The organism is Variovorax sp. UC74_104, assembly GCF_044055375.1.
Lineage (GTDB): Bacteria > Pseudomonadota > Gammaproteobacteria > Burkholderiales > Burkholderiaceae_C > Variovorax.
The window spans coordinates 5,558,029-5,584,613 of sequence record NZ_CP171978.1; the positions used below are offsets into that span (position 1 = coordinate 5,558,029).

Annotated in this window: 28 protein-coding genes; 10 read left to right on the plus strand and 18 right to left on the minus strand. The window is 65.0% G+C overall.

Going from position 1 to position 26,585, the window contains the following annotated elements:
• Window positions 1–27: 27 nt before the first annotated feature.
• From ACHMXA_RS26005 to ACHMXA_RS26015, 3 genes are all read right to left on the minus strand, one after another.
• The gene (locus ACHMXA_RS26005; protein WP_395316889.1) at window positions 28–555 is read right to left on the minus strand and encodes a YcxB family protein; all 528 of its coding nucleotides are present in this window, start codon (window positions 553–555) and stop codon (window positions 28–30) included.
• Window positions 556–566: 11 nt separating this feature from the next.
• Window positions 567–1,106, minus strand: a complete 540-nt coding sequence (locus tag ACHMXA_RS26010) for a C40 family peptidase (protein ID WP_395316890.1) — start codon at window positions 1,104–1,106, stop codon at window positions 567–569.
• Between the two features lie 174 nt (window positions 1,107–1,280).
• Window positions 1,281–1,568: an HU family DNA-binding protein gene (locus ACHMXA_RS26015; protein WP_176662881.1), complete on the minus strand. Its 288-nt coding sequence runs from the start codon at window positions 1,566–1,568 to the stop codon at window positions 1,281–1,283.
• A 249-nt stretch (window positions 1,569–1,817) separates the two neighbouring features.
• On the opposite strand from ACHMXA_RS26015, the gene ACHMXA_RS26020 reads away from it, so the two are divergent.
• Window positions 1,818–2,663, plus strand: a complete 846-nt coding sequence (locus tag ACHMXA_RS26020) for a HEAT repeat domain-containing protein (RefSeq protein ID WP_395316891.1) — start codon at window positions 1,818–1,820, stop codon at window positions 2,661–2,663.
• Between the two features lie 61 nt (window positions 2,664–2,724).
• On the opposite strand, the gene ACHMXA_RS26025 is transcribed toward ACHMXA_RS26020, so the two are convergent.
• From ACHMXA_RS26025 to ACHMXA_RS26045, 5 genes are all read right to left on the minus strand, one after another.
• The gene (locus tag ACHMXA_RS26025; protein WP_395316892.1) at window positions 2,725–3,360 is read right to left on the minus strand and encodes a DUF938 domain-containing protein; all 636 of its coding nucleotides are present in this window, start codon (window positions 3,358–3,360) and stop codon (window positions 2,725–2,727) included.
• Between the two features lie 108 nt (window positions 3,361–3,468).
• Window positions 3,469–4,290, minus strand: a complete 822-nt coding sequence (locus ACHMXA_RS26030) for a class I SAM-dependent methyltransferase (protein ID WP_395316893.1) — start codon at window positions 4,288–4,290, stop codon at window positions 3,469–3,471.
• A 205-nt stretch (window positions 4,291–4,495) separates the two neighbouring features.
• Window positions 4,496–5,311 carry an ABC transporter permease gene (locus ACHMXA_RS26035; RefSeq protein ID WP_395316894.1) on the minus strand — a complete coding sequence of 272 codons (816 nt, stop codon included), beginning with the start codon at window positions 5,309–5,311 and terminating at the stop codon, window positions 4,496–4,498.
• A gap of 4 nt (window positions 5,312–5,315) precedes the next feature.
• Entirely contained in the window at window positions 5,316–6,164 is an 849-nt protein-coding gene (locus ACHMXA_RS26040; RefSeq protein WP_395316895.1) for an ABC transporter permease, read from the minus strand.
• 119 nt (window positions 6,165–6,283) lie between these two features.
• A complete protein-coding gene (locus ACHMXA_RS26045) occupies window positions 6,284–7,312 on the minus strand; it encodes a PotD/PotF family extracellular solute-binding protein (RefSeq protein ID WP_395316896.1) in 1,029 nt (342 codons plus the stop codon).
• A 315-nt stretch (window positions 7,313–7,627) separates the two neighbouring features.
• On the opposite strand from ACHMXA_RS26045, the gene ACHMXA_RS26050 reads away from it, so the two are divergent.
• The 4 genes from ACHMXA_RS26050 to argE all read left to right on the plus strand — a co-directional run bounded on the left by ACHMXA_RS26050 (window position 7,628) and on the right by argE (window position 10,968).
• Entirely contained in the window at window positions 7,628–8,041 is a 414-nt protein-coding gene (locus ACHMXA_RS26050; RefSeq protein WP_019656931.1) for a RidA family protein, read from the plus strand.
• Between the two features lie 5 nt (window positions 8,042–8,046).
• Entirely contained in the window at window positions 8,047–8,721 is a 675-nt protein-coding gene (locus tag ACHMXA_RS26055) for a DUF1028 domain-containing protein (RefSeq protein ID WP_395316897.1), read from the plus strand.
• 67 nt (window positions 8,722–8,788) lie between these two features.
• Entirely contained in the window at window positions 8,789–9,781 is a 993-nt protein-coding gene (locus ACHMXA_RS26060; protein WP_395316898.1) for a LysR family transcriptional regulator, read from the plus strand.
• Window positions 9,778–10,968 carry an acetylornithine deacetylase gene (gene argE / locus ACHMXA_RS26065; protein WP_395316899.1) on the plus strand — a complete coding sequence of 397 codons (1,191 nt, stop codon included), beginning with the start codon at window positions 9,778–9,780 and terminating at the stop codon, window positions 10,966–10,968. Before ACHMXA_RS26060 ends, argE begins: the two co-directional genes overlap by 4 nt.
• 115 nt (window positions 10,969–11,083) lie before the next feature.
• Here the strand turns inward: argE and ACHMXA_RS26070 are convergent, their stop codons facing one another.
• A complete protein-coding gene (locus tag ACHMXA_RS26070; RefSeq protein WP_395316900.1) occupies window positions 11,084–12,343 on the minus strand; it encodes a flavin-containing monooxygenase in 1,260 nt (419 codons plus the stop codon).
• 269 nt (window positions 12,344–12,612) lie between these two features.
• Here ACHMXA_RS26070 and ACHMXA_RS26075 point away from each other — a divergent pair, with 269 nt between their 5' ends.
• The 5 genes from ACHMXA_RS26075 to ACHMXA_RS26095 are packed head-to-tail and all read left to right on the plus strand — an operon-like array spanning window position 12,613 to window position 16,826.
• A complete protein-coding gene (locus ACHMXA_RS26075; RefSeq protein WP_395316901.1) occupies window positions 12,613–13,743 on the plus strand; it encodes an ABC transporter ATP-binding protein in 1,131 nt (376 codons plus the stop codon).
• Window positions 13,744–13,748: 5 nt separating this feature from the next.
• A complete protein-coding gene (locus ACHMXA_RS26080; protein ID WP_395316902.1) occupies window positions 13,749–14,750 on the plus strand; it encodes an NAD(P)H-quinone oxidoreductase in 1,002 nt (333 codons plus the stop codon).
• Between the two features lie 5 nt (window positions 14,751–14,755).
• The gene (locus ACHMXA_RS26085; RefSeq protein WP_395316903.1) at window positions 14,756–15,370 is read left to right on the plus strand and encodes a glutathione S-transferase; all 615 of its coding nucleotides are present in this window, start codon (window positions 14,756–14,758) and stop codon (window positions 15,368–15,370) included.
• Between the two features lie 11 nt (window positions 15,371–15,381).
• On the plus strand, window positions 15,382–15,873 hold the full coding sequence (locus ACHMXA_RS26090; RefSeq protein ID WP_395316904.1) for a type II 3-dehydroquinate dehydratase: 492 nt from the start codon (window positions 15,382–15,384) through the stop codon (window positions 15,871–15,873).
• Complete coding sequence (locus ACHMXA_RS26095) at window positions 15,870–16,826, plus strand: 2-hydroxyacid dehydrogenase (protein WP_395321375.1); 957 nt, start codon at window positions 15,870–15,872, stop codon at window positions 16,824–16,826. The genes ACHMXA_RS26090 and ACHMXA_RS26095 overlap by 4 nt, the downstream gene beginning before the upstream one ends.
• 55 nt (window positions 16,827–16,881) lie before the next feature.
• Here the strand turns inward: ACHMXA_RS26095 and ACHMXA_RS26100 are convergent, their stop codons facing one another.
• From ACHMXA_RS26100 to ACHMXA_RS26140, 9 genes are all read right to left on the minus strand, one after another.
• Window positions 16,882–18,030, minus strand: a complete 1,149-nt coding sequence (locus ACHMXA_RS26100; RefSeq protein WP_395316905.1) for a PIN domain-containing protein — start codon at window positions 18,028–18,030, stop codon at window positions 16,882–16,884.
• Window positions 18,031–18,154: 124 nt separating this feature from the next.
• Window positions 18,155–19,585, minus strand: coding sequence for a toll/interleukin-1 receptor domain-containing protein (locus tag ACHMXA_RS26105; RefSeq protein ID WP_395316906.1), 1,431 nt, complete (start codon window positions 19,583–19,585; stop codon window positions 18,155–18,157).
• A 206-nt stretch (window positions 19,586–19,791) separates the two neighbouring features.
• Window positions 19,792–20,415, minus strand: a complete 624-nt coding sequence (locus ACHMXA_RS26110) for a hypothetical protein (protein WP_395316907.1) — start codon at window positions 20,413–20,415, stop codon at window positions 19,792–19,794.
• 49 nt (window positions 20,416–20,464) lie between these two features.
• Window positions 20,465–20,713: a hypothetical protein gene (locus ACHMXA_RS26115; RefSeq protein WP_395316908.1), complete on the minus strand. Its 249-nt coding sequence runs from the start codon at window positions 20,711–20,713 to the stop codon at window positions 20,465–20,467.
• Between the two features lie 369 nt (window positions 20,714–21,082).
• The gene (locus tag ACHMXA_RS26120; protein WP_395316909.1) at window positions 21,083–21,754 is read right to left on the minus strand and encodes a response regulator; all 672 of its coding nucleotides are present in this window, start codon (window positions 21,752–21,754) and stop codon (window positions 21,083–21,085) included.
• Window positions 21,751–23,130 (minus strand): cache domain-containing protein, encoded by a 1,380-nt coding sequence (locus ACHMXA_RS26125; protein ID WP_395316910.1) that lies wholly within the window; start codon window positions 23,128–23,130, stop codon window positions 21,751–21,753. Before ACHMXA_RS26125 ends, ACHMXA_RS26120 begins: the two co-directional genes overlap by 4 nt.
• Window positions 23,131–23,168: 38 nt before the next feature.
• A complete protein-coding gene (locus ACHMXA_RS26130; RefSeq protein ID WP_395316911.1) occupies window positions 23,169–24,155 on the minus strand; it encodes a hypothetical protein in 987 nt (328 codons plus the stop codon).
• A gap of 76 nt (window positions 24,156–24,231) precedes the next feature.
• Entirely contained in the window at window positions 24,232–25,470 is a 1,239-nt protein-coding gene (locus ACHMXA_RS26135; protein ID WP_395316912.1) for an MFS transporter, read from the minus strand.
• A 123-nt stretch (window positions 25,471–25,593) separates the two neighbouring features.
• On the minus strand, window positions 25,594–26,532 hold the full coding sequence (locus ACHMXA_RS26140) for a DedA family protein/thiosulfate sulfurtransferase GlpE (RefSeq protein WP_176662903.1): 939 nt from the start codon (window positions 26,530–26,532) through the stop codon (window positions 25,594–25,596).
• Between the last annotated feature and the right edge of the window lie 53 nt (window positions 26,533–26,585).

The window sequence follows — 26,585 nt, forward strand, 5'->3', positions numbered from 1 at the left end:
GAAGTCAGCCGAAGCAGAGCCCTCACCTCAGTGCTTGTTCTTCAGATGCGAAGTCAGGCGCTCGAACTCGTCGGCAAACGACGCAACGGCGGAGCGAGGAAGCACGACCGCCTGCATTGCATCGGTAAAGAGATAGTGGTTCGCATCGTCTTCCTCGCGAGCCATGAAGCCCGCCCATAGCAGCTCTGACCGCATCGTTGCGGACTGGATCGTCAGCGCGCTGTCCGTGATGCTGACAGTCTGGGGCGACAGAAACGTGCCATTCGGGGCGAGCATGTGCTTGCGCCAGATAGCCTGGGAAACATGGGGCAGCGATATCAGCAGCAAGAAAACGATCACAACAAGGTACGCCATGAACCGGAGGTGTGGCAGCTCGGCGTAGTTGTCCAACACGCGCACAAACGCCGCGACCGTCAATCCGACGCCCATCCATACCGCCGCGCGCAACATGAACAGGGTGGACGACAAACCCGGCTTGCGGCCGAGGCGGCGACCGACGACCTTCTGGAAGCGTGTGAAGTCGGTCGGAGTGAGGGTGAACGATGCTGTCGACATGCTTGCTTGCCTCAAGGCCGCCGCGCCTGAACCACCTGGCGCGACCAGTACACGCCATCGAGCCGGTCGAGCCGGACCACGCCGCCAGTCGAAGGCGCATGCACGAATCGCCCATTGCCCACGTAGATGCCCGCATGCGAGGGCGTCGAAGAGCCGAACAGCACGAGGTCGCCGGTGCGGAGCTCCGACATCGGCACCGGGGCACCGAAGCCCGTCATGCGTGCCACCGTGCGAGGCGGCGATTCACCCACGCTGTTGAGGTACACGTAGCCGATGAGCCCGCTGCAATCGAAGCCGCCGTCCGGCGTGTTGCCGCCGTAGCGGTACGGCGTGCCCACGAGGCCGAGCGCATGGATCGCGATGCTGTTCGATTGCTCGGGCGTCAGCGTGCTGGTGCCGCCCATGACGGGCCCGAGGCCACCGCCCTGCCGCGGCCCCGAAGGGCTCGCACAGCCGATGAACAGAAGGCAGGCCCCTATCGAAAGAAGCCGAAGCAGCCACTGCTGCGATGTGGTGGGGGATGGGGGCGTCGGCACAGGCGCGTCGTACATGTCGGATGGCTGGGCTCGTGAACCTGCACGAACTCTAGCGCGGAATGCGACGGTTTCCTGAAGATGCCGCCCCTCCGCGACCCCGCACTGCTGCGCGGGCGCCACGGAGGGAGGTGTGGAAAAGAGGCCTGCGTGTGCCTCTTCCGGGTCTTTTGGGTCTTTTTTCTTGCTTGCTTACTGTGCGGCGGGCGCGTTGACCGCGTCCTTCAGCGCCTTGCCGGCGGTGAACTTCGGCGCCTTGCTGGCCTTGATGGTCATCTTCTCGCCGGTCGAAGGGTTGCGCCCTTCACGCTCGGGACGGGCAGCCACGGCAAAGGTGCCGAAGCCGATCAGTTGCACCGTGTCGCCCTTGGCCAGCGCGCGCGACAGGTTGTCGATGACGGAGTCGAGCGCGCGCGAGGCGTCGGCCTTGCTCAGGTTGGTGTCGGTGGCGATGGCGGCGATGAGGTCGGTCTTGTTCAAAACGGGTGTCTTTCTTTGGTGGGACGGTGGATGAATGGATTGAAATGAAATCGGTGCGCACTCGGCGCACCGGGCTCGAACTTTAAACGCCCCGCCGAGCGAAGAAGACACGCGCACGCGTTTCAAAAGTGAAACATCGTGATCGATGCACGGGGGTGCACGAAACTTGGACGGCGGGTCCGGTGCGCGCGGAGCGGCCAATGGGAATTGCGTCTGCAGGCGTCAATATGGACAGATAACATCCGTCGCATGAAGAAGACAACAAGAAGCGCCAACAAAACGCGAACCCGGAGGCAGCTGGTTCGCGTCGCACTGCGCCATTGGGGCAGTGATCGGCACTCGCGCGCAATTTTCGAGCTGCAGCAGCGCGGATCGATGCAGACACTTGAGTTGGCTCAAAAGTTGTCGCGCAATGCCAGTTGGAGGCGAAGGGCTCTCGGCCTCTACATCGCTTCTCAACTGCAAAAGCGCACGCACAACGCCGATCTCGGCAGCATCGAATATGCAGTGAACGCGACAAGTGCACTGCTGTTTGCAGGGCTACATGACCCGCACGAAGAAGTGGTATGCGCCGCGGCCTCGGGTCTGGGCCACCGACCGCATCCTCAAGCATTGCCGGAGCTGGTGCAGCTTGCATCACACAGCAACAAGCAACTCAGATGGACTGTTGCAGTCACGTTGGGTCGGTACCCCGAGCCTGCAGCCATAGAAGCGTTGCTACAGCTCGCCCACGACCCCGACGACGACGTTCGAGACTGGGCCACTTTCGGGCTGGGAACATCCCAGGAAGCAGACACACCTCAGATTCGCGACCGACTCTGGAAGAACCTGCACGACCATCACGAAGAAGTGCGCGGGGAGGCGTTGGTAGGGTTAGCGGAGCGAGGCGATACAAGGGTGATCGACTATCTGTCAGAGCATCTGAACGCCAAGTGCCGCGTGTACGAGTTGAAAGCCGCGGAGAAGATTGCGAGCCCGAGGTTGCTGGAAGCGTTACAAGCAATTGCTCGCGACTGTCCCGAAACGGGACTCGATGGCTATTGGGTGCATAGCCTGCAGTCAGCCATAGCTGCGTGCGGTGGGAGCTCCGCCTAGATCGTCTTGTCGGCCAGTGTTGGCCGCGAGATGCACCGTGCCCTTGTGCTTGGCTCGCACTTCATCTTTGAAGGCCGAATACCAGCAGCAGATTGTTCGCCGGCATCGCATGCCGCTCCCGCAACACAAGCCCCGCCCTCCGCGCCTCCACGGCCACATCCTTCAGCCACCGAATGCCCCACTGAGGATTCCGCGCGCGCAGGTCTTCATCGAACGCTATGTTGCTCGGCGCCGTGGGCACATCCTCTTCGATGTAGGGACCGTACGTGATGAGCACCCCGCCGTCGCGCAGATGCCGCGCGGCCCCCTGCATCAGCGCGGCGCATGTGGCCCAGGGCGAGATGTGCAGCATGTTGGCGCAGAAGATCGCGTCGAACTGCTTTTCTTCTTCTACTGCTGCGAAAGCGAAGCCCTCCGATGGCCATCGGGGCGCCATCACGTCGAGCAGCAGCGGCGCGCGCAGATTGGGCAGCGCGGCCTCCGCGACGCGGCTTGCCATTGCGGGCAGCATGCGTGCGTCTGCGTCGGTGGGCTGCCAGGTCCACTTGCTCAACGCCGCCGCGAACCACGCTGCGTGCTGGCCGGTCCCGGATGCGATCTCCAGGGCGGCGCCCTCTTCGCCGAGGATGCCGGTCAACGCATCGAGGATCGGCTGCTTGTTGCGGTCGGCGGCAGGGCTGTGGGGAAGGCTGGACATTGGAATTTGAAGATGAGCGACGAGCGAGATCGGGGGAACTGCAGTTTGTACCCGCAGTTGGCTCAACGGCTGCGTCGCGGGGCTGGCAACACCCGCGCGGCTTGCGCCCTACGCCGCCGCCACGATCACATGCGCCTGGATCTTGCCGGCCACCGGGCCTTCGCCATGGCGGCTGGCGATGACCTGCGCCGCGCGGTCCGTCGCCGCCTGCAGCGCCCCGGCATCGCGCGCCTCGATCTCGTTGCGCAGCGGCGTTCCCTGGCAGTAGGCGGTGGCGACGTCGCGCGCCGAGGGTGATGAGCGGCTCGTCTTCTCGCGCGTGTCGATCTCGATGCTTGTGAAGCCCGCGCGGCTCAGGTCGCTGCGGATCAGCGCCACGTCGTGATAACCGTGCGGAGTGCGCGCCAGGAAGCGCGGAGGGTCCTGCGGAAAGATCTCCGCGACGGCGCTGGTGACTTCGTCGGCAAAGGCGTTGTCCTCGATGCGGTCCCACACGGTGAACACGAAGCGCCCGCCCGGCCTCAGCACGCGGCGCGCCTCGGCATAGCCGGCGGGGCGGTCGGGGAAGAACATAGCGCCGAACTGGCAGAGGACGACGTCGAACGAGTCGTCTTCGAACGGCAGCTTGAGCGCGTCGGCCTGCTGCCATTCGATGTCGATGCTGCTGGTGCTGCCCTGACGGGTGGCGGCGTAGTCGAGCATGGGCTGGTTGAGGTCGGTCACCACGTAGCGCGTGCCTTTGCCCAGCCTGGGCGCCAGCGCCCGCGTGACCACGCCACTGCCCGCCGCTGTCTCGAGCACAGCGCTGGGGGAAAAACCCGCGACCAGCTCGGCCGTATCGGCGGCGTAGGCCTCGAAGATCAAGGGGACCATGAGCGTGTCGTAGAGCCGGGGGATCGAGCCTGCGAAGAGCTTGTCGCTTTCGGTCATGGGATGGCTCCTTGAAAGCTGGGCCTGTGTGGTGCCCTTGATCGCCCTTGGGTGCCCTGTTCGAGTTACCCCTACAGCTCAGATGCGAGCCGTGCCGCCTCGACAGGCGCGCCGCCATATCGGGCATCGGCGGCGTCACACCATGGTGGCCCTGTTCGCGGGCCTAGTCAACGCCGCGGCCCTGCCCCGTGCGCAAGGGCCTCCGTCACTCTTCGATGTTCAGTATCTTGCCCAGGCCGAGGAAGTAGTTGGCCAGGGCCAGCACGGTGGCAGTGACTGCGATGTAGACCACCGACAGCGCCGCCAGCGTCGGGTCGGCGAACTCGCGCACGTAGTTGTACATGGCCACGGGCAGCGTCTGCGTGTCCTGCGTCGTCACGAACAGCGAAGCCGTGAATTCGCTGAAGGACATGATGGCCGCGAACAGCCAGCCGCCGAACAGCCCGGGCGCCAGCAGCGGCACCGTCACGGTCAGCAGCACCTTGAGCGGCGATGCGCCCAGGCTGGCCGCGGCCTGCTCCAGGCGCTCGTCGAGGTTCTCCATCGACACGTACACGCTGCGCATCACGAAGGGCAGCACCAGCATCACGTGGCACAGGATGGCGATGCCCCAGCCGCGCTGCACCGAAGCCTGCGACACCAGGATCAGCAGCCCCAGCCCCAGCGTGAAGTGCGGCACCACCAGCGGCGAATGCAGGATAGCCAGCAGTGTCTGCTTGCCCTTGAACTCCATCCGCTTCGCTGCGATGGCCAGGCAGGTGCCGATCAACAGCGCCAGGATCGACGACCAGCCGGTGATGACCAGGCTGGCCTTGAAGCCGTGCTGGAAGTCGGGGTAGCTGAACACCCGCGCGAACCATTGGAGCGAGTACGACTCGGGCGGGAAGCTGAGGATGGCCTTCTCGTTGAACGCGGCAATGGTGACCACCACCACCGGCAGCAGCACGAAGCCCAGCAAAACGGCGATCAGCAAGGGGCCGGCGATGCGCAGCGGAAGCGGCAGGGCGCTCTTGATCTTCATGGTGTCAGTGCCCTCCGACGGCCTTCAGGCGCTTGGTCAGTTGGCCCAGGGCGAGCAGCGCGGCAGCCGTCAGCAGCAGGCCGACCACGCTCAGGCTCGCGGCCAGCGGGAAATTCATCGACGAGAAGCCGAGCTGGTAGACCAGCGTGGACACCGTCGGCACGCGGCCGCCGCCGATCATCTGCGGCGTGGCGAAGGCACTGAAGGTCCAGGCGAATGCCGTGGTGATGCTCGCCAGGATGCCGGGCATCGACAGCGGCAGCGTGACCGTGAGGAAGGTCTTGACCGGGCCCGCACCCAGGCTCTGCGCGGCCTTCTCGTAGTCGCGGTCGATGTGGGAGATGGCCGTGGCCAGCATCAGCACCACCACCGGAATGGTCACGTGCACCAGCGCCACGAGCACGCCCAGGTGCGTGAACATGAGCTCCAGCGGCCACTCGATCAGGCCCAGACGGCGCAGCACGCCGTTGATGAAGCCGTTGCTGCCCAGCACCGCGATCCAGGAGTAGGTGCGCACGATCTCGCCCAGGAACAGCGGCGTGATCGACACCACGAGGATGAAGGACTTGAGCGCCCGGTTGCGCACGCGCACCAGCGCGTAGGCCAGCGGATAGGCCACGAGCAGCGAGAACACCGTCGTCTCCACGCTCAGCAGCAGGGTGTTGGCGAACGCGGCGAGATAGATCGACTTGGTCAGTCCGCTGAAGTTCTCCAGCGTGAGGCCGCCCACGTCCAGCGAGCCGGGCACGAAGGCGCGGAAGCTGAACTGCAGCACGGCCAGCAGCGACACGGCGATGCCCGCCGCAACAATGACGGCCGGAGATACCAGCCATGCCCGTAGATCGGAACGCATTCCTGCCCTTCCCAACAACATCAACAACAACTTCTTCTTCAGATGCTCGATCGTCGCGGGGAGACCGGCGCGGCACCGGCCGCGCGGGTCTCCCCGGCTTGCATGCCCCCGTGGGGGGATCAGTTCATGATGTTCTCGGTGAACCACTTGCGCCATTCGGCGGTCTTCTCGGCGCGCAGCTTGTTGTCGATCACGATGGCCTGGGTGTCCCACTGCTCCTTGGTAGTGAACACGCCGGGCAGCTTGGCGTCTTCGGCCGAGACCTTCGCGTTGGTGACCACAGGGCTGGCCTTCTTGGAGGCGACGATCTTCGACTGCACGTCGGCCGACAGCGCGATGTTCAGGAACTTGTAGGCCAGGTCGGCCTTGGTCGTGCCCTTCATGATGGCCATCGTGTCCACGCCGAGCACCGCGCCTTCCTTGGGCATCACCACCTTGATCGGCACGCCCTGGCTGGCCATGTAGTACGCGTTCATCGACAGGATCACCTCCACGGGCGTCTCGCCGGTGGCGATCAGCTGCTGTGCGTTGGCGTCGTTGGTGTAGAAGGCCTTGAAGTTGGGCTTGAGCGCCTTGAGCTTGTCCTGGCCCTTCTCCCAGGTGGCGGCGTCGCCGCCCGAGAGCATGGCCGACACCGCGATGATGTGGCTGGGGTCGAAGTCGGGCGCGCTGAGCTTGCCCTTGAGCGCCGGGTTCCACAGGTCGTTCCAGCTTTCGAGCTTGATGCTGGCGGGCACCAGGTCGGGGCGGTAGCCGATGGAGTAGACGTACGCCCAGCTGCCGATGTGGTACGGGCTGATCTTGGCGCGGTCCACCAGGTTGGCGTAGTTCGGAATCTTGGCGGTGTCGATCTGCTCGAACAGGTTGCTGTTCACATACAGCCAGCCCACGTGCGAGGTCGTGAAGGTGATGTCGCTCTCGGGCTTGGAGGCCAGCTTGGCCTTGTTCAAGCGGTCGATGGTGCCGCCCGTCACGTACTTCACGGGCACGCCGGTCTGGCGGGTGAATTCCTTGCCGATGTTGTCGTCGATGAGGTCACGGAAGCTGCCGCCCCAGGTGCTCACCACAAGCGCGTTGTCCTGTGCCCAGGCGGTGGTGCCGCCCAGCGTGACGGAGAGCGCGCACAAAGTCAGAAGCTTGCGAAACATTGATTGAACCTCGATCGTAAAAGTTGAACATCTGCCGGTACTGCGGCTGCAGATGCCCTGAAGCACCTGCAACACACCTTCTGCGTGTGCAGCACCTGCATCACGGGGCCGGATCATAGGAATGGCTTACCGCCGCGGCCTAATCGCCTTTTACGTACAGGTGGCTCAAATTTTCCGAGGGCCCCGGCGCGCGTGCTGCTCGGAAATTCCTAAACGGTCGCACGGAAAAAACAAATGGCGCTAACGGCCGGCGCCGACGACCATGCCGGTCCCGGCGCCATCGGCGTCTCATGCCCCCAGCCCCCTGCAGCGACCATGAAGCACACCCGCATCCGTCCTTTCAACACCAAGGTCACCTACCCGGAACAGAAGCTGGACAACGACCTCTGCCAGGCCGTCGTCGCGCGCGGCCGCACCGTGTTCCTGCGCGGACAGATCGGCCAGAACCTGGAAACCTCCGAGAGCGTGTGCATCGGCGACGTCGCCGGGCAGGCCGAGCAGGCCATGTCCAACATCGCGATGCTGCTGGAGGAAGCCGGCGGCGAACTGCAGGACATCTGCAAGATCACCATCTACATCATCGACCCGCGCTACCGCGAGGCCGTCTACCTTGTCGTCGGCCGCTGGCTCAAGGGCGTGTTCCCGGTGTCCACGGGCATCGTGGTCTCGGCCCTGGCCCGCCCGGAGTGGCTGGTGGAGATCGACGCCACCGCCGTCATCCCCGACTGAACGCCATGACCTTCTCCATCGTTGCGCGCTGCCCCGCCACCGGCCAGTTCGGTGCGGCCGTGGCCTCGTCTTCGCCCGCAGTGGCGTCGCGCTGCGTGCGCGGCCGCCGAGGCGTGGGCGCCGCCGCCAGCCAAAACATCACCGACCCCGAACTGGGCCCTCTGCTGCTCGACCTGATGGCCGCCGGCAACACGCCCGCGCAGGCCGTGGCGCAACTGCAGCAGCAGCGGCCCTTCATCGACTACCGCCAGCTCATGGCCATCGACGCGCACAACCCGCCGGTGGTGTTCACCGGGGCAAACGCGCTGGGTACCCTGGCGAGCGTGGTGGGTACGCACGCGGCCTGCGCCGGCAACATGCTGCGCAACCGCGAGGTGCCGGCGGCCATGCTGGCGGCCTTCGAGAAAGCCGAGGGCGCGCTCGCGGAGCGCCTGATGCAGGCCATGCTGGCCGGCCAGGCGGCCGGTGGAGAAGAAGGCCCCGTGCACTCGGCCGGGCTGCTGGTCTACGAAGCGCAGAACTGGCCCGTGGTCGACCTGCGGCTGGACTGGGTCGAATCCGACCCGGTACAGGCGCTGTACGCCACTTGGAAGATCTACGCGCCGCAGCAGGAGGCCTACATCACGCGGGCACTGGACCCGCGCGCGGCCCCCAGCTTCGGTGTGCCCGGCAATCTCTGAAGCAGGGGTGTCGCTACACTGGCGCGGTCGCTTTCGCGCCGCGCGTGGCGCGCCATCCTGTACCGACATGCTCAACCGCGTTTCCCTGCGCCAGATGGAGTACTTCGTCGCGACGGCCAAGCACGGCAGCATCGCCGCGGCCTCCGCGCAGATCCACATCTCCTCCCCTTCGATCTCCGCGGCCATCGCCCACATCGAGAGCGAACTCAACGTCCAGCTGTTCGTGCGCCATCCCTCCAAGGGGCTGGGGCTCACGGCCATCGGCACGCTGGTGCTGAACCAGTGCCAGGACGTGCTCGAACGCTCCTCGCGCCTGTATGAGATCGCCTCCGACACCGGCGACGTGATGCAGGGCCCGCTGCGCGTGGGCAGCTTCCAGTCGCTGACGGCCATGATCGCGCCGGAGGTCATCTTCGGCTTCGCGCGTGCCTTCGAGCGCGTCGAGATGCAGATGGTGGAGGGCGACCAGGAAGTCCTCATGAACAAGCTGCGGTCGCTGGAGATCGACGTGGCCCTCACCTACGACCTGCGCCTGGACGACGATATCGAGTTCGAAAGCCTCGCCACGCTGCCGCCCTACGTGCTGGTGAGCGAACTGCATCCGCTCGCGCAGCAGAAGGCCGTCACTTTCGAGGAGCTCGCACCGCAGCCCTTCGTGCTGCTCGACCTGCCCATGAGCCGCGACTACTTCACATCGCTTTTCGCCAGCGTCGGGCTCACGCCCAACATCGTGGCGCGTTCGCGTTCCGAAGAGGTGGTGCGCTCCATGGCCGCCAACGGCATCGGCTATGCGCTCTTCAACGTGCGGCCCAAGTCCAACCTGTCGCTGGACGGCAAGCGCCTGGTGCGCGTGCGCCTGGCCGGCAAGAACCGCCCCATGCTCCTGGGGCTGGCCACCTACAAGCCCATGAAGCAGTCGCGGCTGACCCAGGCCTTCATGGACCGCTGCCGCGCCTACATCTCCGACCAGTACATCCCGGGCATGAGTGCGGCCAGCTTCTTCGATCCCCATCCCGTGGCGCCGGAGGCCTCCGACGCGCCACCCGCGCAAAAACCATGACCCCTGAACGCTCCATCAGCGTCTCCAGCCTCTCCAGCGTTTCCCTGCTGGAGACGCTGATCGCCTTTCCCTCCGTCTCGCTCCAGCCCAACGACGGACTCATCGCCGCGGTGCAGGAGATCCTCTCGGCCGCCGGCATCGCCTCCACGCGCGCGCCGGACCCCGAGGACCCGCGCCGCACCAACCTGTTCGCCTCGGTCGGCCCCGAGGGCGTGCCCGGCGTGCTGCTGTCGGGCCATACCGACGTGGTGCCCGTGGAAGGGCAGCCCTGGACCTCGCCGCCTTTCGAGGCCACCCACAGGGACGGCCGCATCTACGGACGCGGCGCGGCCGACATGAAGGGCTTCGTCGCCTGCGCGGTCACCGCCATGGTGGCGGCTGCGGAACGGGCTCTGAAAAGGCCCCTGCAGCTCGCTCTGTCCTTCGACGAGGAGATCGGCTGCGTCGGCGTGCGCCATCTGCTGCGCCGGCTCGAAGGCCACTTGCCCGCGCCGTACCTGTGCATCGTCGGCGAGCCCACGCTGATGCGCATCGGCACCGGCCACAAGGGCAAGGCCGCCTACCGCGCGGTCTGCTGCGGCGAGGCCGGGCATTCGGGCCTGGCGCCGCAGTTCGTCAATGCCATCCACATGGCCAGCGACCTCGTGGCCTCGGCGCGCGAGGTGCAGCGCGAGCTGGCGGAAAGCGGCCCGCGAGAAGAAGGCTACGGCGTGCCCTACTCCACCGTGCACGTGGGCACCATCCAGGGCGGCCGTGCGCTCAACATCGTGCCCAGCGAGTGCACGCTGAGCTTCGAGATCCGTAACGTCGCGCAGGACGAGCCGGCGCGGATCCTCGAACGCATCCTGCAGAACCTGGCCGCACGCATGAAGCGCGAGGCCCAGCATGCCGACGCACCGCTGCCCGAGGTCACGCTGCAGAACAGCTACCCCAGCCTTTCGACGCCGGAAGACGCTCCCGCCGTCGGCCTGCTGCGCGGGCTGCTGCCCGAGGGCACGCCCACCACCAAGGTCGACTACGGCAGCGAGGGCGGCCTCTTCAAGCAGAGCTGGCAGCAGACGCCCGTGCTGGTGTGCGGCCCCGGCAGCATCACGGTGGCGCACAAGGCCGACGAATACGTGGAGCTGTCGCAGCTGCAGGCCTGCGACCACATGCTGGCCGGGCTCGTCGACTTCCTCTGCCGCTGACTGGATAGATGGATCAGCCACGCCGCACGATGCTGCGGTCCGCGGCGCGCAATGAATGACAAAGGCCGCCGGATCGCAGGATCCGGCGGCCTTGTCATTCAAGCAGTTCGCGCGATCAGCTCTTCGCGTACGACATGTAGCCCTGCTGCAGAAGGATGTGGTCGGCGATGTACTTCGCGTCGTGCCACACGCCGTAGATGAACGACGAGGCGCGGTTCACCAGGTTCGGCAGGCCCAGGAAGTAGATGCCGCTTTCGGCCGAAATGCCCCGCTTGTGATACGGCTCGCCGTTCTCGTGGAACGCATTCACCTGCAGCCAGCTGTAGTCGAACTTGAAGCCCGTGGCCCACAGCACGGTGGTGATGCCGGCCTCGCGCAGGTCCAGGCTCAGCGTGGGCTCGGTCAGGCATGCGGGGTCGGGCAGAAGCTCCCAGGCCTCGGGCTCGGGCGGGAACGGCAGGCCGTTCTGCTCGATGTACGCATCGGCTTCGCGCAGCACGTCGAAGTAGGCCTGGTCGCCCTCGGCCACGTTGCGGGCCAGGCCCTCGGCGAAACGCATCACGCCGTTTTCGTAAGACTCCGTCAGGCCCACCAGCTCGATGCCCGCGTGCGCCAGGCGCCGGAAGTCCACCGTGCGCCCACCTTCATAGCCGCTCACGGCAAAGGCCACGTGCTTCTTCTTGGGCTTGATGCGCACCTCGTCCCACAGGCCGAGCGCGCCCAGCCACCAGCAGTAGTCGCGTCCGCGGTAGGAGCGCGGCGGGCGGTAATGTTCGCCCACCGACAGGTACACCTTGCGGCCGGCCTGGCGCAGCTCTTCGGCAATCTGCGAGCCCGAAGCGCCCGCGCCCACCACCAGCACGGCACCATCGGCCAGCTGGCCCGGGTTCTTGTAGGCCGATGAATGCAGTTGCTCGACCAGCGCATCGGCCGGCACGATGGAGGGATAGGCCGGTATCTGGAACGGGCCGGTGGCCGCGACCACGTTCATCGCCTCGATCACGCCTTGCGAAGTCGTCACCTTGAAGCCCTGGCGGCCGACATGGCGCTCCACACGCTGCACCTCCACGCCGGTGCGCACGGGCGCCTTCAGCATGGCTGCGTAGTCCTCGAAGTACTGGGCCATGCGCTCCTTGGGCGGAAAGGCTTCGGGCGAGACGCCTTCGAACTTCAGCCCCGGAAAGCGGTCGTGCCAGGCCGGGCCGTTGGCGACCAGCGAATCCCAGCGCTCCGAGCGCCAGCGCTCCGCGATGCGATTGCGTTCGAGCACGAGGTGCGAAACACCCATGGCCGCCAGATGCTCGCTCATCGCGATGCCGGCCTGGCCTGCGCCGACCACGAGGGTGTTGATTTTCTCCACTGACTCCACTGACATTTGATGTTCCTCAGGATGATCCGCGCCAGCGATGTCGGCCGGGCGGGCCGGCACTGCCATGCACCGATTGGGGGGCGAGTCTGATGAAGGGCACCGCGTTTGAAAATCATGTTTTTCAGACGCAAGGCTTAGGAAAAAGCGAAGCGCGGCCGCAACGCTGCGAAGGCGTTGCGCTCACGCCGGAGGAATCGCCTGTTTCGTTTTTTCCGAGGGGCCGCCTCAATATCTGCAAAGGCCCGATGGCAGCCTGTTGGCTTATCGTTTCGGCCATGAATCCTGTCCCTTCCGAGCACGGCCCCGCTGCGGCCGATGTGGCCGTCAGCATCGAAGGCGTGGTCAAGAAGTACCACGACCAGACCGTGCTGCGCGATGTCTCGCTGAAGATCCGGCGCGGCGAGTTCCTCACCCTGCTGGGGCCTTCGGGCTGCGGCAAGACCACGCTGCTGAACCTGATCGCAGGCTTTGCCGAGGCAGACAGCGGAGAGGTCTTCATCGAAGGCCGCCCCGTCACCAGCGACCCGCCGCACCTGCGCAAGATCGGCCTCGTGTTCCAGAACTACGCGCTGTTCCCGCACATGACGGTGGAGCGCAACATCGGCTACGGCCTGCGCATGCAGGGCGTGCCTACCGACGAAGCGGCCAGGCGCATTCGCGAGGCCATGGCCATGGTCAAGCTCGACGGCCTGGGCCACCGCAAGCCGCGCGAGCTCTCGGGCGGCCAGCAGCAGCGCGTGGCACTGGCGCGCGCGCTCGTCATCCAGCCCAAGGTGCTGCTGCTCGACGAACCCTTCTCGGCGCTCGACAAGAGCCTGCGCGGCTCCATGCAGGTGGAAATCCGCGAGATCCAGCGCCGCCTGGGCCTGACCACCGTGTTCGTCACGCACGACCAGGGCGAGGCGCTGGCCATGTCCGACCGAATCGCGGTGATGTCGGCGGGCGTGATCCGCCAGATCGCGCCGCCGGCCGAGCTCTACCAGAGCCCGCAGGACCCTTTCGTCGCGTCCTTCCTGGGCGACGTGAACATCCTGCCGGCCCACTACCACGGCAAGGGCGCGGGCGACGTGCAGCTGCGCCTGGGCTCGGGGCTCATCAGCCTCTCGCAGGACCGGCTCGTGCACGCCTCGCATGAAGGCGAGCGGCTCGACGTCTACGTGCGGCCCGAACACCTGCGGCTGGAGAACCTGCACCCGGCCTCGGCGCTGAGCGGCACCGTGGTCAACCACGTATTCCAGGGCGACCACATCAACACCTTCGTCGACGTCGACCTGCCGATGACAGCGCGCCAGATCGTCACCGTGCGCAGCCCGGGCCTCACGGCCATGCGGCAATGGCCTGTCGGCTCGGTCGCAGGACTGGCGCTGGCCCCTGAAGGCGTGAGCGTCTTCAGCCCGCAGCCATGAGCGCCATGACCGAAGCTCTGCCCTCCACCATGCAGGCCATCGTGGCCCGCGAACCGGGCGATGCCAGCGTGCTCGTGCTCGCCGAGCGGCCCGTGCCGCGCCCCGGCCCCGGCGAGGTGCTGCTGCGCGTGCTGGCCGGCGGCATCAACCGGCCCGACATCATGCAGCGCCAGGGCATCGCCAAGCCCGCGCCCGGCGTCACCGACGTGCTGGGCCTGGAGGTCTGCGGCGAGGTCGTCGCCTGCGGCCCGGGCGTCGACGCTGCGCTGCGCGGCACGCGACGCATGGCGCTCGTGCCCGGCGGCGGCTATGCGCCCTGGTGCGTGGCTGCGGTGGACCATTCGTTCGCAGTGCCCGCCCGCCTGTCCGACGCAGAGGCCGCGGCCCTGCCTGAAGGACTGTTCACCATCTGGCACAACCTCTTCGAGCTGGGCCGGCTGTCCATGGGCGAGACCGTGCTGATTCACGGCGCCACGGGCGGCATCGGCTCACTGGCGGTGCAGATGGCGCATGCGGCCGGCTGCACCGTCATCGCGACCGCGAGCGACGAAGCCCGCTTCGCCGAACTGAAAGCCATGGGCGCCGACCTCGCAATCTGCTGGCCCACCACCGACTTCGTGCAGGCCTGTATGGACTTCACCGGTGGACGCGGCGTGGACGTGGTGCTGGACATCGTCGGCGGCGACTACGTGCGCCACAACCTGCAGGCCATGGCCTTCGGCGGCCGGCATGTGAGCCTTTCTTTCATGCAGGGCTCCGCCGTCACGGTCGAACTGCTCACGCTGATGCAGCGCCAGCTGAGCCTGCATTCGTCCACCATGCGCCCGCAGGCCCATGCCGAGAAAACGCGCATGGCCCAGGCCATCGCGCGCCACGTGCTGCCTCTGCTCGCCAGCGGACGCATCGCGCCGCGCCTGCATGCGCGGCTGCCGGTGGCCCAGGCCGCACAGGCCCACATGCTGCTGGAGAGCGGCCAGGTGTTCGGCAAACTCGTTCTGGAGCCTTGAGCATCATGCGACTGCTTTACGCCCCCACCTCGCCCTTCGTGCGCAAGGTCATGGTCTGCGCCCACCTGAGCGGCCAGGCCGAACGCATCGAATGGCTCGACAGCGCCGCGCATCCGGTGCGCCGCGACAGCCGCATCGCCGCGCACAACCCGCTGGCCAAGGTGCCCACGCTGATCCTCGACGACGGCGAGTCGCTCTACGACAGCCGCGTGATCTGCGAGTACATCGACAGCCTGGGCAGCGCCGGCATCTTTCCGCTGGCCGGCCCCGCGCGCTGGAAGGCGCTCACGCGACAGTCGATGGGCGACGGCCTGCTCGACGCCGCGCTGCTCGCGCGCTACGAACTCACGGCGCGGCCCACTGAAATGCAGTGGCCCGTCTGGCGCCAGGCGCTGCTGACCAAGGTCTCGGCCTGCCTGGGCACCATCGAGGCCATCGCGCCGGAGCTGGCAACGGCCAGCCCCACCATCGGCGAAGTCGCCATCGGCTGCGGCCTCGGCTACCTCGACTTCCGCTTTCCCGAACTGGACTGGCGCGCCAGCCATCCCGCCGCAACGCACTGGTATGCCGAGTTCGCGCAGCTGCCCGCCATGCAGGCCACCCTTCCCCACGAAGCCTGAGAGCACCCATGATGAGCAACACCACCACGCTTCCTCCTCCCCTCAAGGTCTGGTTCCTCAACGGGCCCAACGCCAACCTCTATGGCCTGGATGCCAACAAGACCTACGGCAGCGACAGCTTTCCAGTGCTGCAGTCGCGCTGCGAGCAGAAGGCCGCCTCGCTGGGCGTGAACTTGCGCTTTCTGCAGAGCAACCACGAAGGCCAGCTGATCGACTGGATCCAGGAGGCACGCGGCGTGGCCGATGGCATCGTCATCAACGCGGCCGGGCTCACCTACACATCCATCGCCATCCTCGACGCACTGCTGGCCTTCCCCGGCAAGATCATCGAAGCCCACATGAGCAACATCTGGAAGCGCGAACCCTTCCGCCACCACTCCTTCATCTCCAAGGCGGCCCATGGCGTGATCGCAGGCCTGGGCGGCGACGGCTACGAGTTCGCGATCGAGGCCGTGGCACGCCTGGTTCGCAGTGCCAGCGCACAGCAGCAGAAGAGCGCCTGAAGATGGCACAGCAGCAGCGCCTCGGCACCCTGGTCTTCTACAGCGACTTCGACGACTTCGGCGCCTGGCAGAAAGCACTGCAGGCGCAGCTGCCCGACCTGCAGGTGGTCCACTCCAGCGCCCTCGAGCGGCCCGAGGACGTGCACTACGCGATGGCCTGGAAGCCGCCCGAGGGCTTCTTCCAGCAGATGCCGAACCTGCGCCTCATCGTCAACCTGGGCGCCGGCGTCGACGCGCTGGTCTCGCGCAGCGACCTGCCGGCCGGCATTCCCATCACGCGCATCACCGATCCGAACATGTCTCGCATGATGGCCGGCTACGTGCTGTTCGCTGTGCTGCGCCACGCGCGCGACATTCCCCACTTCGAACAGGCCCAACGGCGCGGCGAATGGGCCTACCGCCACCCGCGCTCGCCCGAAGAGATCACGGTGGCCGTGCTCGGCCTGGGCCATCTCGGCGCCATGGCCGCGACCGAAGTGCAGCGCCAGGGCTTCAGAACCCTGGGCTGGTCGCGCAGCCAGCGGCTGATTGAAGGCGTTGAATGCTTCTGTGGCATGGAGACGCTGGACACCGTGCTCGGCCAGGCCGACATCGTCGTGCTGATGCTGCCGCTCACGCCGCACACCAAAGGCCTTTTCGACCGCGCACGGCTGGAGCGCCTGCGACCCGGCGCCGCCTTCGTGAATGTGGCCCGCGGCGCGCTGGTCGATCAGGCGGCGCTGACTGCACTGCTGCAGAGCGGGCACATCGGCAGCGCGACGCTCGATGTGTTTGAGCGCGAGCCGCTGCCGGCCGATGATCCGCTGTGGGGCATGCCGCAGGTGCTGATCACGCCGCATCTGGCTTCGGTTGCGATTCCCTCGTCTTCTGCGCGGCAGATTGCTGCGAATATCTTGCGTGTGGCTGAGGGGGAAGAGCCGATGGATGTGGTTGATCCGGGGCGGGGGTATTGAGGGTTTGCTTTGCAGGCCCTGGCAGAGTTAGCGTCACGACACGCGACAGCACAGGTCATTCATCGCTGAAATCCATCTCCGCCTCAAAAGGCTTCACGGAATATCTAGCGTTCGCGATCTCCACTTCAATCTGCCAGCTTTCCGGATCTTGATCAAGATGAACATCAGAACAAGTCAAATAGACCTCTACATCAACCTCCTGCACAACGGTGAACGAGTTGCTTCCGATGCCAACCTCCTCGCGGTCGATTGAATCCCATGCAAAAAATTCAACGCTGATGTCGACATTGACTTTTGCAGCAGCGGTCAGTTCAACTACCCAAGTCGCTGGATCGTCCTCCATGGGCCAGATATTTGGAACGTCACTGATCGAATACTCGATCACCTCGGTTTCATAGACTTCTGCGTCTACTCGTCCTGATCCGCTGTAGACCTCGATTGCATCCCACTCGGAGTTTCCAACGTGATGATTTAGTTCCGCCATCAACTTCGCGCGCAGTGGGGAGTCGGGATCATTTATCGCTGCAGCAATCTTGTTCTTGATTTCCTCTGCATGTTCCGTGGTCGCGGCGAAAAGCGCTGCAAGCTCATCGATCGATCGCACCGAATAAAGACGCTCAGAAGATTTGGCGTACTGCTTCCATCCATCGTCTTGCGACGCAACAACGCCCATCGTATCGTTGTCGCTTGCAAAGCGCTCCAACAACCAGAGCGACATTGCATCAGGAAACTCACTCTTATTGTCGCGACGCTCTGCGAACGGCGGATCTTCGGCAAAGTAAGAGGTGAACAGATCCGCAGCGGCGTCTGATCCTGCAATCGGAAGAATCCCGCCCCTGCAGCGCTCCGCGTACTCACGAATCTGTGTCTGAAACTGGGTCTCGGCGAAAGTACCAACATCAAGAGAAATGAATTTCTCTTTAATTTCGGTCAAGTCCGTATCGACCAAACGTGCCAACTTTTCCGAGGCACTCTGAAATTGATGAATCGCTTCTGCCACAGGACGCATCCGGTGATTAACTATCTCCTTCACAACAACTTCGGTCAACTGAAGGCCCATCAGAGCCGGAAGCTGTCGTGGTAGCTGATGAAGTGCGCCTTGCGTGAAGTTAAATCCCGCCGCCTGAATCAGGTCGGTATCAATCGAAAAAAACGTGATCTTTCCTTCCCAAACTTGCGCTGCGGTTGGTGGAGTGTCTGGCATCGTTGATTCTTGCTAGGTAAGGTTCACACCATCGCGGGCTTCGACTGCCCGCATATGCTTTTTTCTTTGGGTCAAGATGACATAAGGTCAAGGCGGTCTCTTGTTGGCCTCTGGTGTAGTCCTTCTATGGTCGGGTGCAAAGCTCATCGAAACCAGTTAGCAGCTTCGGATCTTCTGAGTTGAAACCTTCACCGTACTGCCGCATCTGCGTCACGAAGTCCTTGAACTTGTCTACATCTTCAACACCAAGGACTGGCGCGAATCTCGCAAAGAAGGCGCGCGATGAGGAACGAGCAAAGACTTCAAAGGGTCGGTGTATGCCGCCCGCGAATACGTGTGTGGCTGGATGCCAGCGGTATCCGTCGGTCAGAAGAGAGCGCAGATACAGAACGAAGTCTGCTTGGAGCACGTCGTCTCGGGTGACCAAAGAGCCATCAGCCCTTTCCAGAAGCATGTCGGCCACGAGATTAGCTCGACGAGATGACAGACGGCGTTTTCGATGATCCATCGACTCCATCTCTCTGGCCATCACGCCAAACGAGTACATGGTTCCGCGTCCGGCAATGACCTTGAGGTGATACGCCTGATCAACCAACGCTTGGACAACATCAAAACGTTGAAGCTTTAGCGCGAGCCCGTTCGTCAGCAGAAATAGCTCGCGACAGACGAGTCGAAAATTATCGAAATCGGTCGTCTGATAAGAGCCTGTGTAGCCTGGTGACCGTTCGTTGTAGGTATAAATATTTTCAAAGAAATGGTGAAGGACATTACCCACTTCAGGATCGCGCGAATGCTTGACTACGACGTTCAAAACTTCCAAAAACTCGTCTCGAAACGGCTTGAACGCTTCAAATGATTCGACCACCTGGTCGTCAAACTCCTTACCAGTCTCTCTCGTGATTCTCAATCGCTCGAAGTGTCTCGCCAAAGTATCCAGATACTCAGTGAACGAGCCCAGAGCCTGAGGTTTTCCAGATCGCATCGCTTCTATTGCTCGTCGCGCATATATCGCGGTGCCCAGGTCGGTTGCCGAGTTCTCCTGAAGGAAAGAGGGGGTTGCGCCGAAAGCGGGTCTCACCTCTGCCGGCTTGTCGTAGATCCAGCGCAATAGCTTTTCAAACTCGTCTGCGTAGCGACTTTCTTCGCTCAGATCAATATAGATCCTGGACTTGTAGTACGTCGGCAAATATGGCTTTCCCTCGTCGTCTCGCTCGCAGACGACTAGAGCGAACTTCCCAACGTCAGTCTGGCTGTAGAGCTCTGGCGAGATGATCTGCGTTTCCGTGCCGACGCCACCTTCGCGGCCATTTGCCCGGTCGACGTACTTCTTGTCGGCAAGAATTAGAACCTTACGGACATCCTGATCGTTGACCATACGCTCCATAAAGTGGATCGAATCAGCGCCAGGTTGCAAATCCCAGATGTCTAGGAGCACATGAATGTTTGCCTCAGTGAGGCGCTTCGCTAGATCGAGCACCCACTGCTGATGGTCGGGACTAGTCCATGAATAGGAGATGAAAACCTTGGGTCGTGAGTCTTGGGCTGATTGCGACACTGACGCCTCCGCGAAGAATGCTAGAACCGATTCTGCCGCAGGGGCGGCCTATCCAGCAAAGGAGGACCATAGCGCCATTGCAGCTCGGCCGACTTCTTGTTTTTGCTCGCACGCTGAACGCTCCGCTCGGAATACATTCAATCTTGGCACACAAGAAGAGCGGACGAGTCCCGTGTCGTGGTCCCGTCCGCAGACGCTTCGAGGCTTCAGAGGCGTTGATCACTCGCAATAGCCGAGAGACAAGCTCTGGCCCAAGCTGCACGATCCAGATCCGGGGTCTTTTCCGGATCGAAGAACCACTCGTAAAAATCGATGGCTACCGCAGGAAATCGGTCATAGTCCCAGGCCGAGTCATCCGAATAGATGATCCCGTCTGTCAGCTCAGCGAGCGATGCAGCAATGATCCCGTACGCAAAATTGATGATGGCCGGCTGGCCGGCGCTGCGCCGGAAGGACCAGTAGTGCCCCGTGGAGAGGCAAGCCTCGATGTGAGTCCTGAGCTCTTTGGCCCGCTGCTCTACTTCGAACAGATCATTCCAGAGCCTTTTGGTCAGTTCATCAATGAGCCTGTAGTCGACGTCCGTCCCACCCAATACCCCAGGGACGGTGATCCACGCGTATTGATCTCTTTCCCAGATCATCTGTGCGTCCAGCGCAATCGCTATCTCGTCATGGCTTCTGTTCCGAAGCACCTGAACCTTCAGTTGCGGCTTGGCGGCAATATGGCGACGCTCGAGTTGCTCGGCTAGCCGGATAGAAGCAAGCTCGATCAGCTTACCGAACGTAGGAACTCTTTGCGTTCTGGGATAGACCTCGAATGTCGTTGACATATCTCTTCCTCACATTTCTAGTTCTGTTTGCCAGAGGGATATTGTCATCTCACGCCCCTCGCTCCTGATTCAGCGCTATCGCCTCCCGCGCCAAATCCGAAGCAATCCAAAGCAGATTCTCCCGATGCGCCTCCCCCGCATCCTGGAACCATCCGTCCCCGGCGCCGTAGAAGCACCAGAGCAGCGAGTTCAACTGCTCCAGCTTGTTCTCCAGAAGACCGGCCGGGTCCCGTGTCGTGGTGGTCGTTGCGTCCGCGGATGCCGGCTTTGCTGCGCCGGCCATAATTCGTTTAGCCATTTGGTGTGCTCGCTTTCCAAAGTAGTTGCACGTCATGTGGTCAGACGGTCAAGGTGTTCGCGCACCTTGGCCGTCGCCTTTTGCGCCTCACGTTCGCGTCGATGCACATCGCACCAACAGCCCGCCGCAAGGCAATGCGGTTTCACTCAAGAGAAGTCTTTGTGTGCTCTGCCCTCCATGCCCACTAGGTGGGTCGTTCAACCACAGGGGCATTCACTGTATAGAAGACCAGGCTGCGCAGAAGTGACTTTCTGCCCAGAACTTGCCGATTCCTTCGCTTGATCGCGAGGCGGCAGCGCCAGTCCACAAAGCGCTGACAGTCGCGGGGTCGATCAGCGAAAAAGAGGCTGCAGAAGCGGCTGCATCAACTCAGGAATCGCGCCCGAATTCGCGCGCATGCTCCACCGCGTACTTGATGAGCTCGGCCTGCCCCTCGATGCCCAGGCGGCGCTTGATGCTCTGCCGGTGCGCCTCCACCGTGCGCACGCTCAGGCCCAGTTCGCGCGCGATCTGCTTGCTCGATTCGCCTCGGCCCAGCGCTGAAAGAATCTCGCTCTCGCGCGGGGTGAGCAAGGGCCTGGGCTCCTGCGTGCGGAAGAGTTTCTTCGACACGGCTGGGCTCAGGAATGTGCCGCCGGCCGACACGGCCTCGATGGCCGCGACGATCTCGGCCGCGGGCGCGTCTTTCAGCACGTAGCCGCGCGCGCCCACCTGCAGGGCCTTCTGCACGTACTCGGGGTTGTCGTACATGCTGAGCATGACGACGTGCGGCGCGCCCTGGCGTTGCAGCAGCAGTGCCGCAAGGTCGATGCCGTTCATGTCCTTCATGCCGACGTCCACCAGCATGAGGTCGGGCCGCACGCTCTCTACCTGCGCGAGCGCTTCGGCGGCGCTGCCGGCCTCGCCGACGATCTCGAGGTTGGGCATGGAGCCGAGCCTTGCGCGCAGGCCGTCGCGCACCAGCGGGTGGTCGTCCACCAGGAAGAGGCGAACCGTCGTCGCAACTGTCGAAGGGGTGGTGGGCGTGGGTTCGTTCGTCATGCTGCTGCCTGTGCCTTCGCGCTGCGGGTCGGCACTTCGGCCTCGATGGATGTGCGCCCGGCGTTGCTGCACATGATGAGCCGCCCGCCGATGGCCTCCATGCGCTCGCGCATGTTGCGCAGGCCGATGCCGCGGCGGGCGTCGAGCTGCACGGCCTGGATGTCGAAGCCGGTGCCGTCGTCGCTCACTTCGAGGCGCACGCCTTCTTCTTCGCTGAAGTTCAGCGCAATGTGCACGTGCTGCGCCCTGGCGTGCTTGCGCACGTTGGTCAGCGCCTCCTGCGTGAGGCGGAAGAGCGCTGTCTTCACCTCGGGCTGCAGCTCGAAGGATTCGCCGCCGACCATCATCGATGCATCGACGCCGCCGCCCTCTTCCCTGAACTCGTCGACCAGCCGCTCCAGCGCGGCGGGCAGGCCCAGGGTGTCGAGCAATGCGGGGCGCAGGCGGTGCGAGATGCGGCGCACTTCTATCAGCGAATCGTTGAGCCGGTGCAGCGCCTTCGCGAGCGCGGGCGGCGGGGGGTGCTGCTGGCGGTCTAGCGATTCGACGGCCGACTCGATCAGCAGCTTGGCCGACACCAGCGTCTGGCTGGTGCCGTCGTGCAGCTCGCGCGCGAGGTGGCCGCGCTCTTCTTCCTGCGACTGCACCACACGGCGTGCGAGCAGCCGCAGCTTGGCTTCGGCCGTGCGGTGCTCGCTCAGGTTCAACAGCAGGCCCGCGGCGCTGACCACGCCGAGGCACAGCGCGGCGATGCCCGCGATCCACAGCAGCGTGGCCGTGACGTTGGCGTTCATCTGCCGGTCGAGGGTGTCCATGGTCGACTGGATGTCGTCGAGGTACAGGCCGGTGCCGACCATCCAGTTCCATCGCGGCAGCGCGGTCACGTAGCCGAGCTTGGGCGCCATCTGCGCGCTTGAAGGCTTGCGCCATTCGTACTCGACGAAGCCGCCGCCTTTTTCCTTCGCGCCCTTGATGAGCTCCTGAATGGTGTAGCGGCCGTGCGAATCGCGCAGCTCCCAGAGGTTCTGGCCCACCAGCTCGGGCTGGCGCGAATGCATGAGGGAGTTGCCCTCCAGGTCGTAGACGAAGAAGTAGCCGTCGTCACCGTAGTTGAGCGCGGCCAGCCGTCGCAGCGCCTCGTTGCGGGTGGCCTCGTCGTCCTGGCCCGATTCGTACAGCGGCAGCAGGTTGCTCACGGCCAGGTCGACGTAGCTGCGCAGCTCGCTGCGGCGCTGCGCCATGTAGCTGTTCTCGATGAGGGCACGTTCGCGCTGGGCGAGGTCATGCTCCTGGTGGCGCACCGCAAGGGCCACCAGCACCAGCGCGATGAGCAGCGGTGCGACGGCAAGCGCAACGATCTTGGTGCGGAGGTTCATCGGGGCGCAAGGCTACCACCGCCGCCTGGCAGGCCCTTTCAGAGCTCGGGGTTCGTCAGCGGCAGCAGGCCGCGGTCGTTCAGGGCGTCGAGCAGCGCCTCCTGGTCGGCGCCGCCTTCGAGGATCAGGTCGAGCCTCTTTCCCGACTCCGGGCGAATGGCGAGAAAGGTGAACTCGTAGCCGATGCCGCTGACACGGCGGCGGCTGATGCGGGCCCGGCGCAGGTCGAACTGCCATTCGCCATCGGTGCTGTGCAGCCGCGAGCCATCAAGCTCGAAGGCGCGCACCCGCGAAGGCGAGAAGGTGCTGATCTGCGAGATGGGAATGGCCCAGACCAGCCACGCGACTATCGGCACGAGCACGCAAAGGCCCACCGCGGTCTTCACGAAGCCCGCGTCCCCCGCGTTGAGGAGCAGCGCAATGCCCACCGCGCCCGCCAGTGCGTACCCCGCCCAGATCCAGGCCCTGAAGCACCGCCAGCAGAAAACCATGGCGCGGCTTTGGAGCTTGCCCCAGCGCGTTGCCTCGATGCTGCTTCTGCGGTCAAGGTAGTGGCTGATGACAGGGGCCAGTTCGTCGACGCACACGGTCAGCAGCAGCTTCCTGAACGGCCGGGTGTGAACGATCAGGTAGTTGTCGCTGTCGGGAATGCCTTCGATGGCCAGCACGTCGATCCAGTCGACATGGCCCAGACCCTGCACGGAGAAGCCGGCTTCGCCGGCGTCGACCTGCGTGCGTCCGCTGAAGAGCTTTGCGCGGCGCTTGGCCGATGGCAGCCAATGCGCTTCGACCCAGAGCCACGCGCGCACGACGACCACCAGGCCCACGAGCCACAGCACGAAGAGCACGGCCATGGCCGCCATGTCGCGCGCGATGCGCCAGCCCGTGGCGTCGGGGTCGAGAATCCACGCGCCCCCGGCGAACATCAGGACGGAGTAGGCCGTACAAAGCAGCAGGATGGGCCAGATGCCGCTGGCATCGACCTGCGTGACCTGAATGGATCGCGAGAAAGCCGGAGAACTCATTGAAGGCAATTGAACGCGAAAGCGGGCGAGTCTACGGCCGCATGCGTCGGCTGCCGGCTACCACCGGCTATCACGGCTACTGGCCAACGGCTGCGGGCGACGGCTGCCGGCGGAATTCGGTCGCGTAATACAGCAGTGCCACCAGCACATACCCGCCCCCCAGCAGGCACAGCCCGCTCCATCCATGAAAGGCGTACACCGCAGCCGCAATGCCCGAGGCCACGGCCGCGCAGATGAAGATGAAGGTCATGAACAGCCCGTTGAGCCGGCCGCGCAACTCAGGGGCGAGCATGAAGAGGCTGCGGAAGTTGAGCACCTGGCACAGCTGCACCGCGCCGTCGAGCAGGATGCCCGCCGCGACCAGGCCGGCCAGCGAGTGGTAGTGCATGGCGACCGCGCCCAGCACGAAGGAGAACAGCGCCACCGCGATGGCGATGCCGGTGGCCGGGCGGGTCAGCCCGCGGTCGACCAGCCGGCCGGCGATGGGCGCCATCAGCGCACCGGCGGCACCGGCCAGCGCAAAGGCCGCGATGCCGCCCTGCCCCATGCCGAATTCATGCGCGAGCGCCAGCGGCACGGCCGTCCAGAAAGCCTGGAAGCCGGAGAACATCATCCCCTGGTACAGCCCGCGCCGGCGCAGTACGGGCGTGTTCCAGACGATGCCCGGCAGCGAGGCCATGGTGCGCGCATAGCCCACCGACGCATGCGGCCGGCGCTGGGGCAGCACGCGCCACAGCACGCCGATGAGCGTGGCCATAAGCACGGCCGACAGCCAGAACACCGCACGCCAGCCCCAAGCCGAAGCCACCAGGCTCGCAAAGGGCCGAGCCAGCATGATCCCGCCCAGCAGGCCGGCCATGATGTTGCCGACCACCTTGCCGCGCGTGGCCTCGGGCGCGAGGTGCGATGCAAAGGGCAGCAGCACCTGGGCCGCGACGGCGCAGGTACCGACCACGAAGGAAGCGGCGAGGAAGGTGATGGCCGAGTTCGACAGCGCGATGCCCACCAGCCCGATCACGGCGCCGAAGAGCGCGCCCACGATGAGCCGGCGGTTCTCGACCACGTCGGCCAGCGGCACCAGCAGCAGCAGGCCCGCGCCGTAGCCGAGCTGGGTGAGCGTCATGATGAGCCCGGCCAAGCCGGCGTGCAGCTGCAGCGTGTCGGAGATGGGGCCGATGAGCGGCTGGGCGTAGTAGATGTTGGCTACGCACAAGCCGCAGGCGACGGCGAAGACCAGCGTGAGGGCCGGGCTGAGGCCCGGTGCGGCGGGGTGGGCGGAATGGGCGGCGCGTGCCGCGGAGGATGGAGAGGACACGGAGGAATCCCGGTTGCGAGAGGTCTGCCCTCGGGTTAACCCGAAGGCCGGGCACCATAGCACGCGGGGCATGTTTCTGCAGGCGTGGGCCTTGGGCAGACCCTCGGAACAATGTCGCCGCCTTCAGTCGACCGTGGTCGGCCGGCCCGAGGCCACCCAGGCGTCGAGCCCGCCGGTCAGCGGCAGGGCTCGCCGCGCACCGCGCGCCAGCAACACGCGCGCGGCCTGCGCGGCCGAAACCTCGTTGGGACAGTTGCAGTACAGCACCACGTCGCGCCCAGCCGCGTGCGACAGGTCGAGGCTGCGCTGCTGCAGCGCCTTGAGCGTGTACGACTGCGCGCCCGGAATGCGGCGCGGATCGACCTGCACGCCGGCCTTGCCGCGCACGTCGATCACCAGCGGGGGCTCTTCGCCGCTGAGCAGTTCGTGCAGCTCTTCCACCGAGATGCGGGGCATGCCCGTGAGCCGCATGAAGGCGCGGCGGCGCCAGTAGCGCACCGCCAGGATCACCAGCAGCACCACGCCCAGCGCGGCGGTGGCCACGCCGCCGGCCTGCGCCATGATGGCCAGCACTTCCTGGATCTGGTTGCGGAACACCCAGCCCAGGCCAAGGAAGAGCCCGGTCCACACCAGCGCCGCGCCCACGTCGAAGCCGATGAAGCGCCGCACCGACATGCCCAGCGCCCCGGCCATCGGCGGCGCCACCACCGAAACGCCCGGCACGAACTTGGCTGCCACCAGCGAGAGCCCGCCCCAGTCGGAGATGAGCGATTCGCCGCGCCGCACGCACGAGTCGGGCGAAAGGGAGATGCGGCACAGCAGGCGCATGAAACGGTAGCCGAAGCGCCGCCCGGCATAGAACCACGCCCCGTCGCCCAGCAGGTTGGCGATGACGGCCGCCACCACGACGCCGGCCACGGAGACATCGCCCGCCGCGAGCAGCGCGCCAGTGAGCACCAGCACCGCCGCGGCCGGCACCGGCAGGCCCAGCCGCGCGGCGAAGCTGGCGGCAAAAACCACCAGGATCGCGTTCTGCACGAGCAGGGACATCAGCTGTGCCATGGCTGCCCTTGTGGCCCGGGTGCGGGTGGAAATTGCGGTGGTTGCGTGCTGTT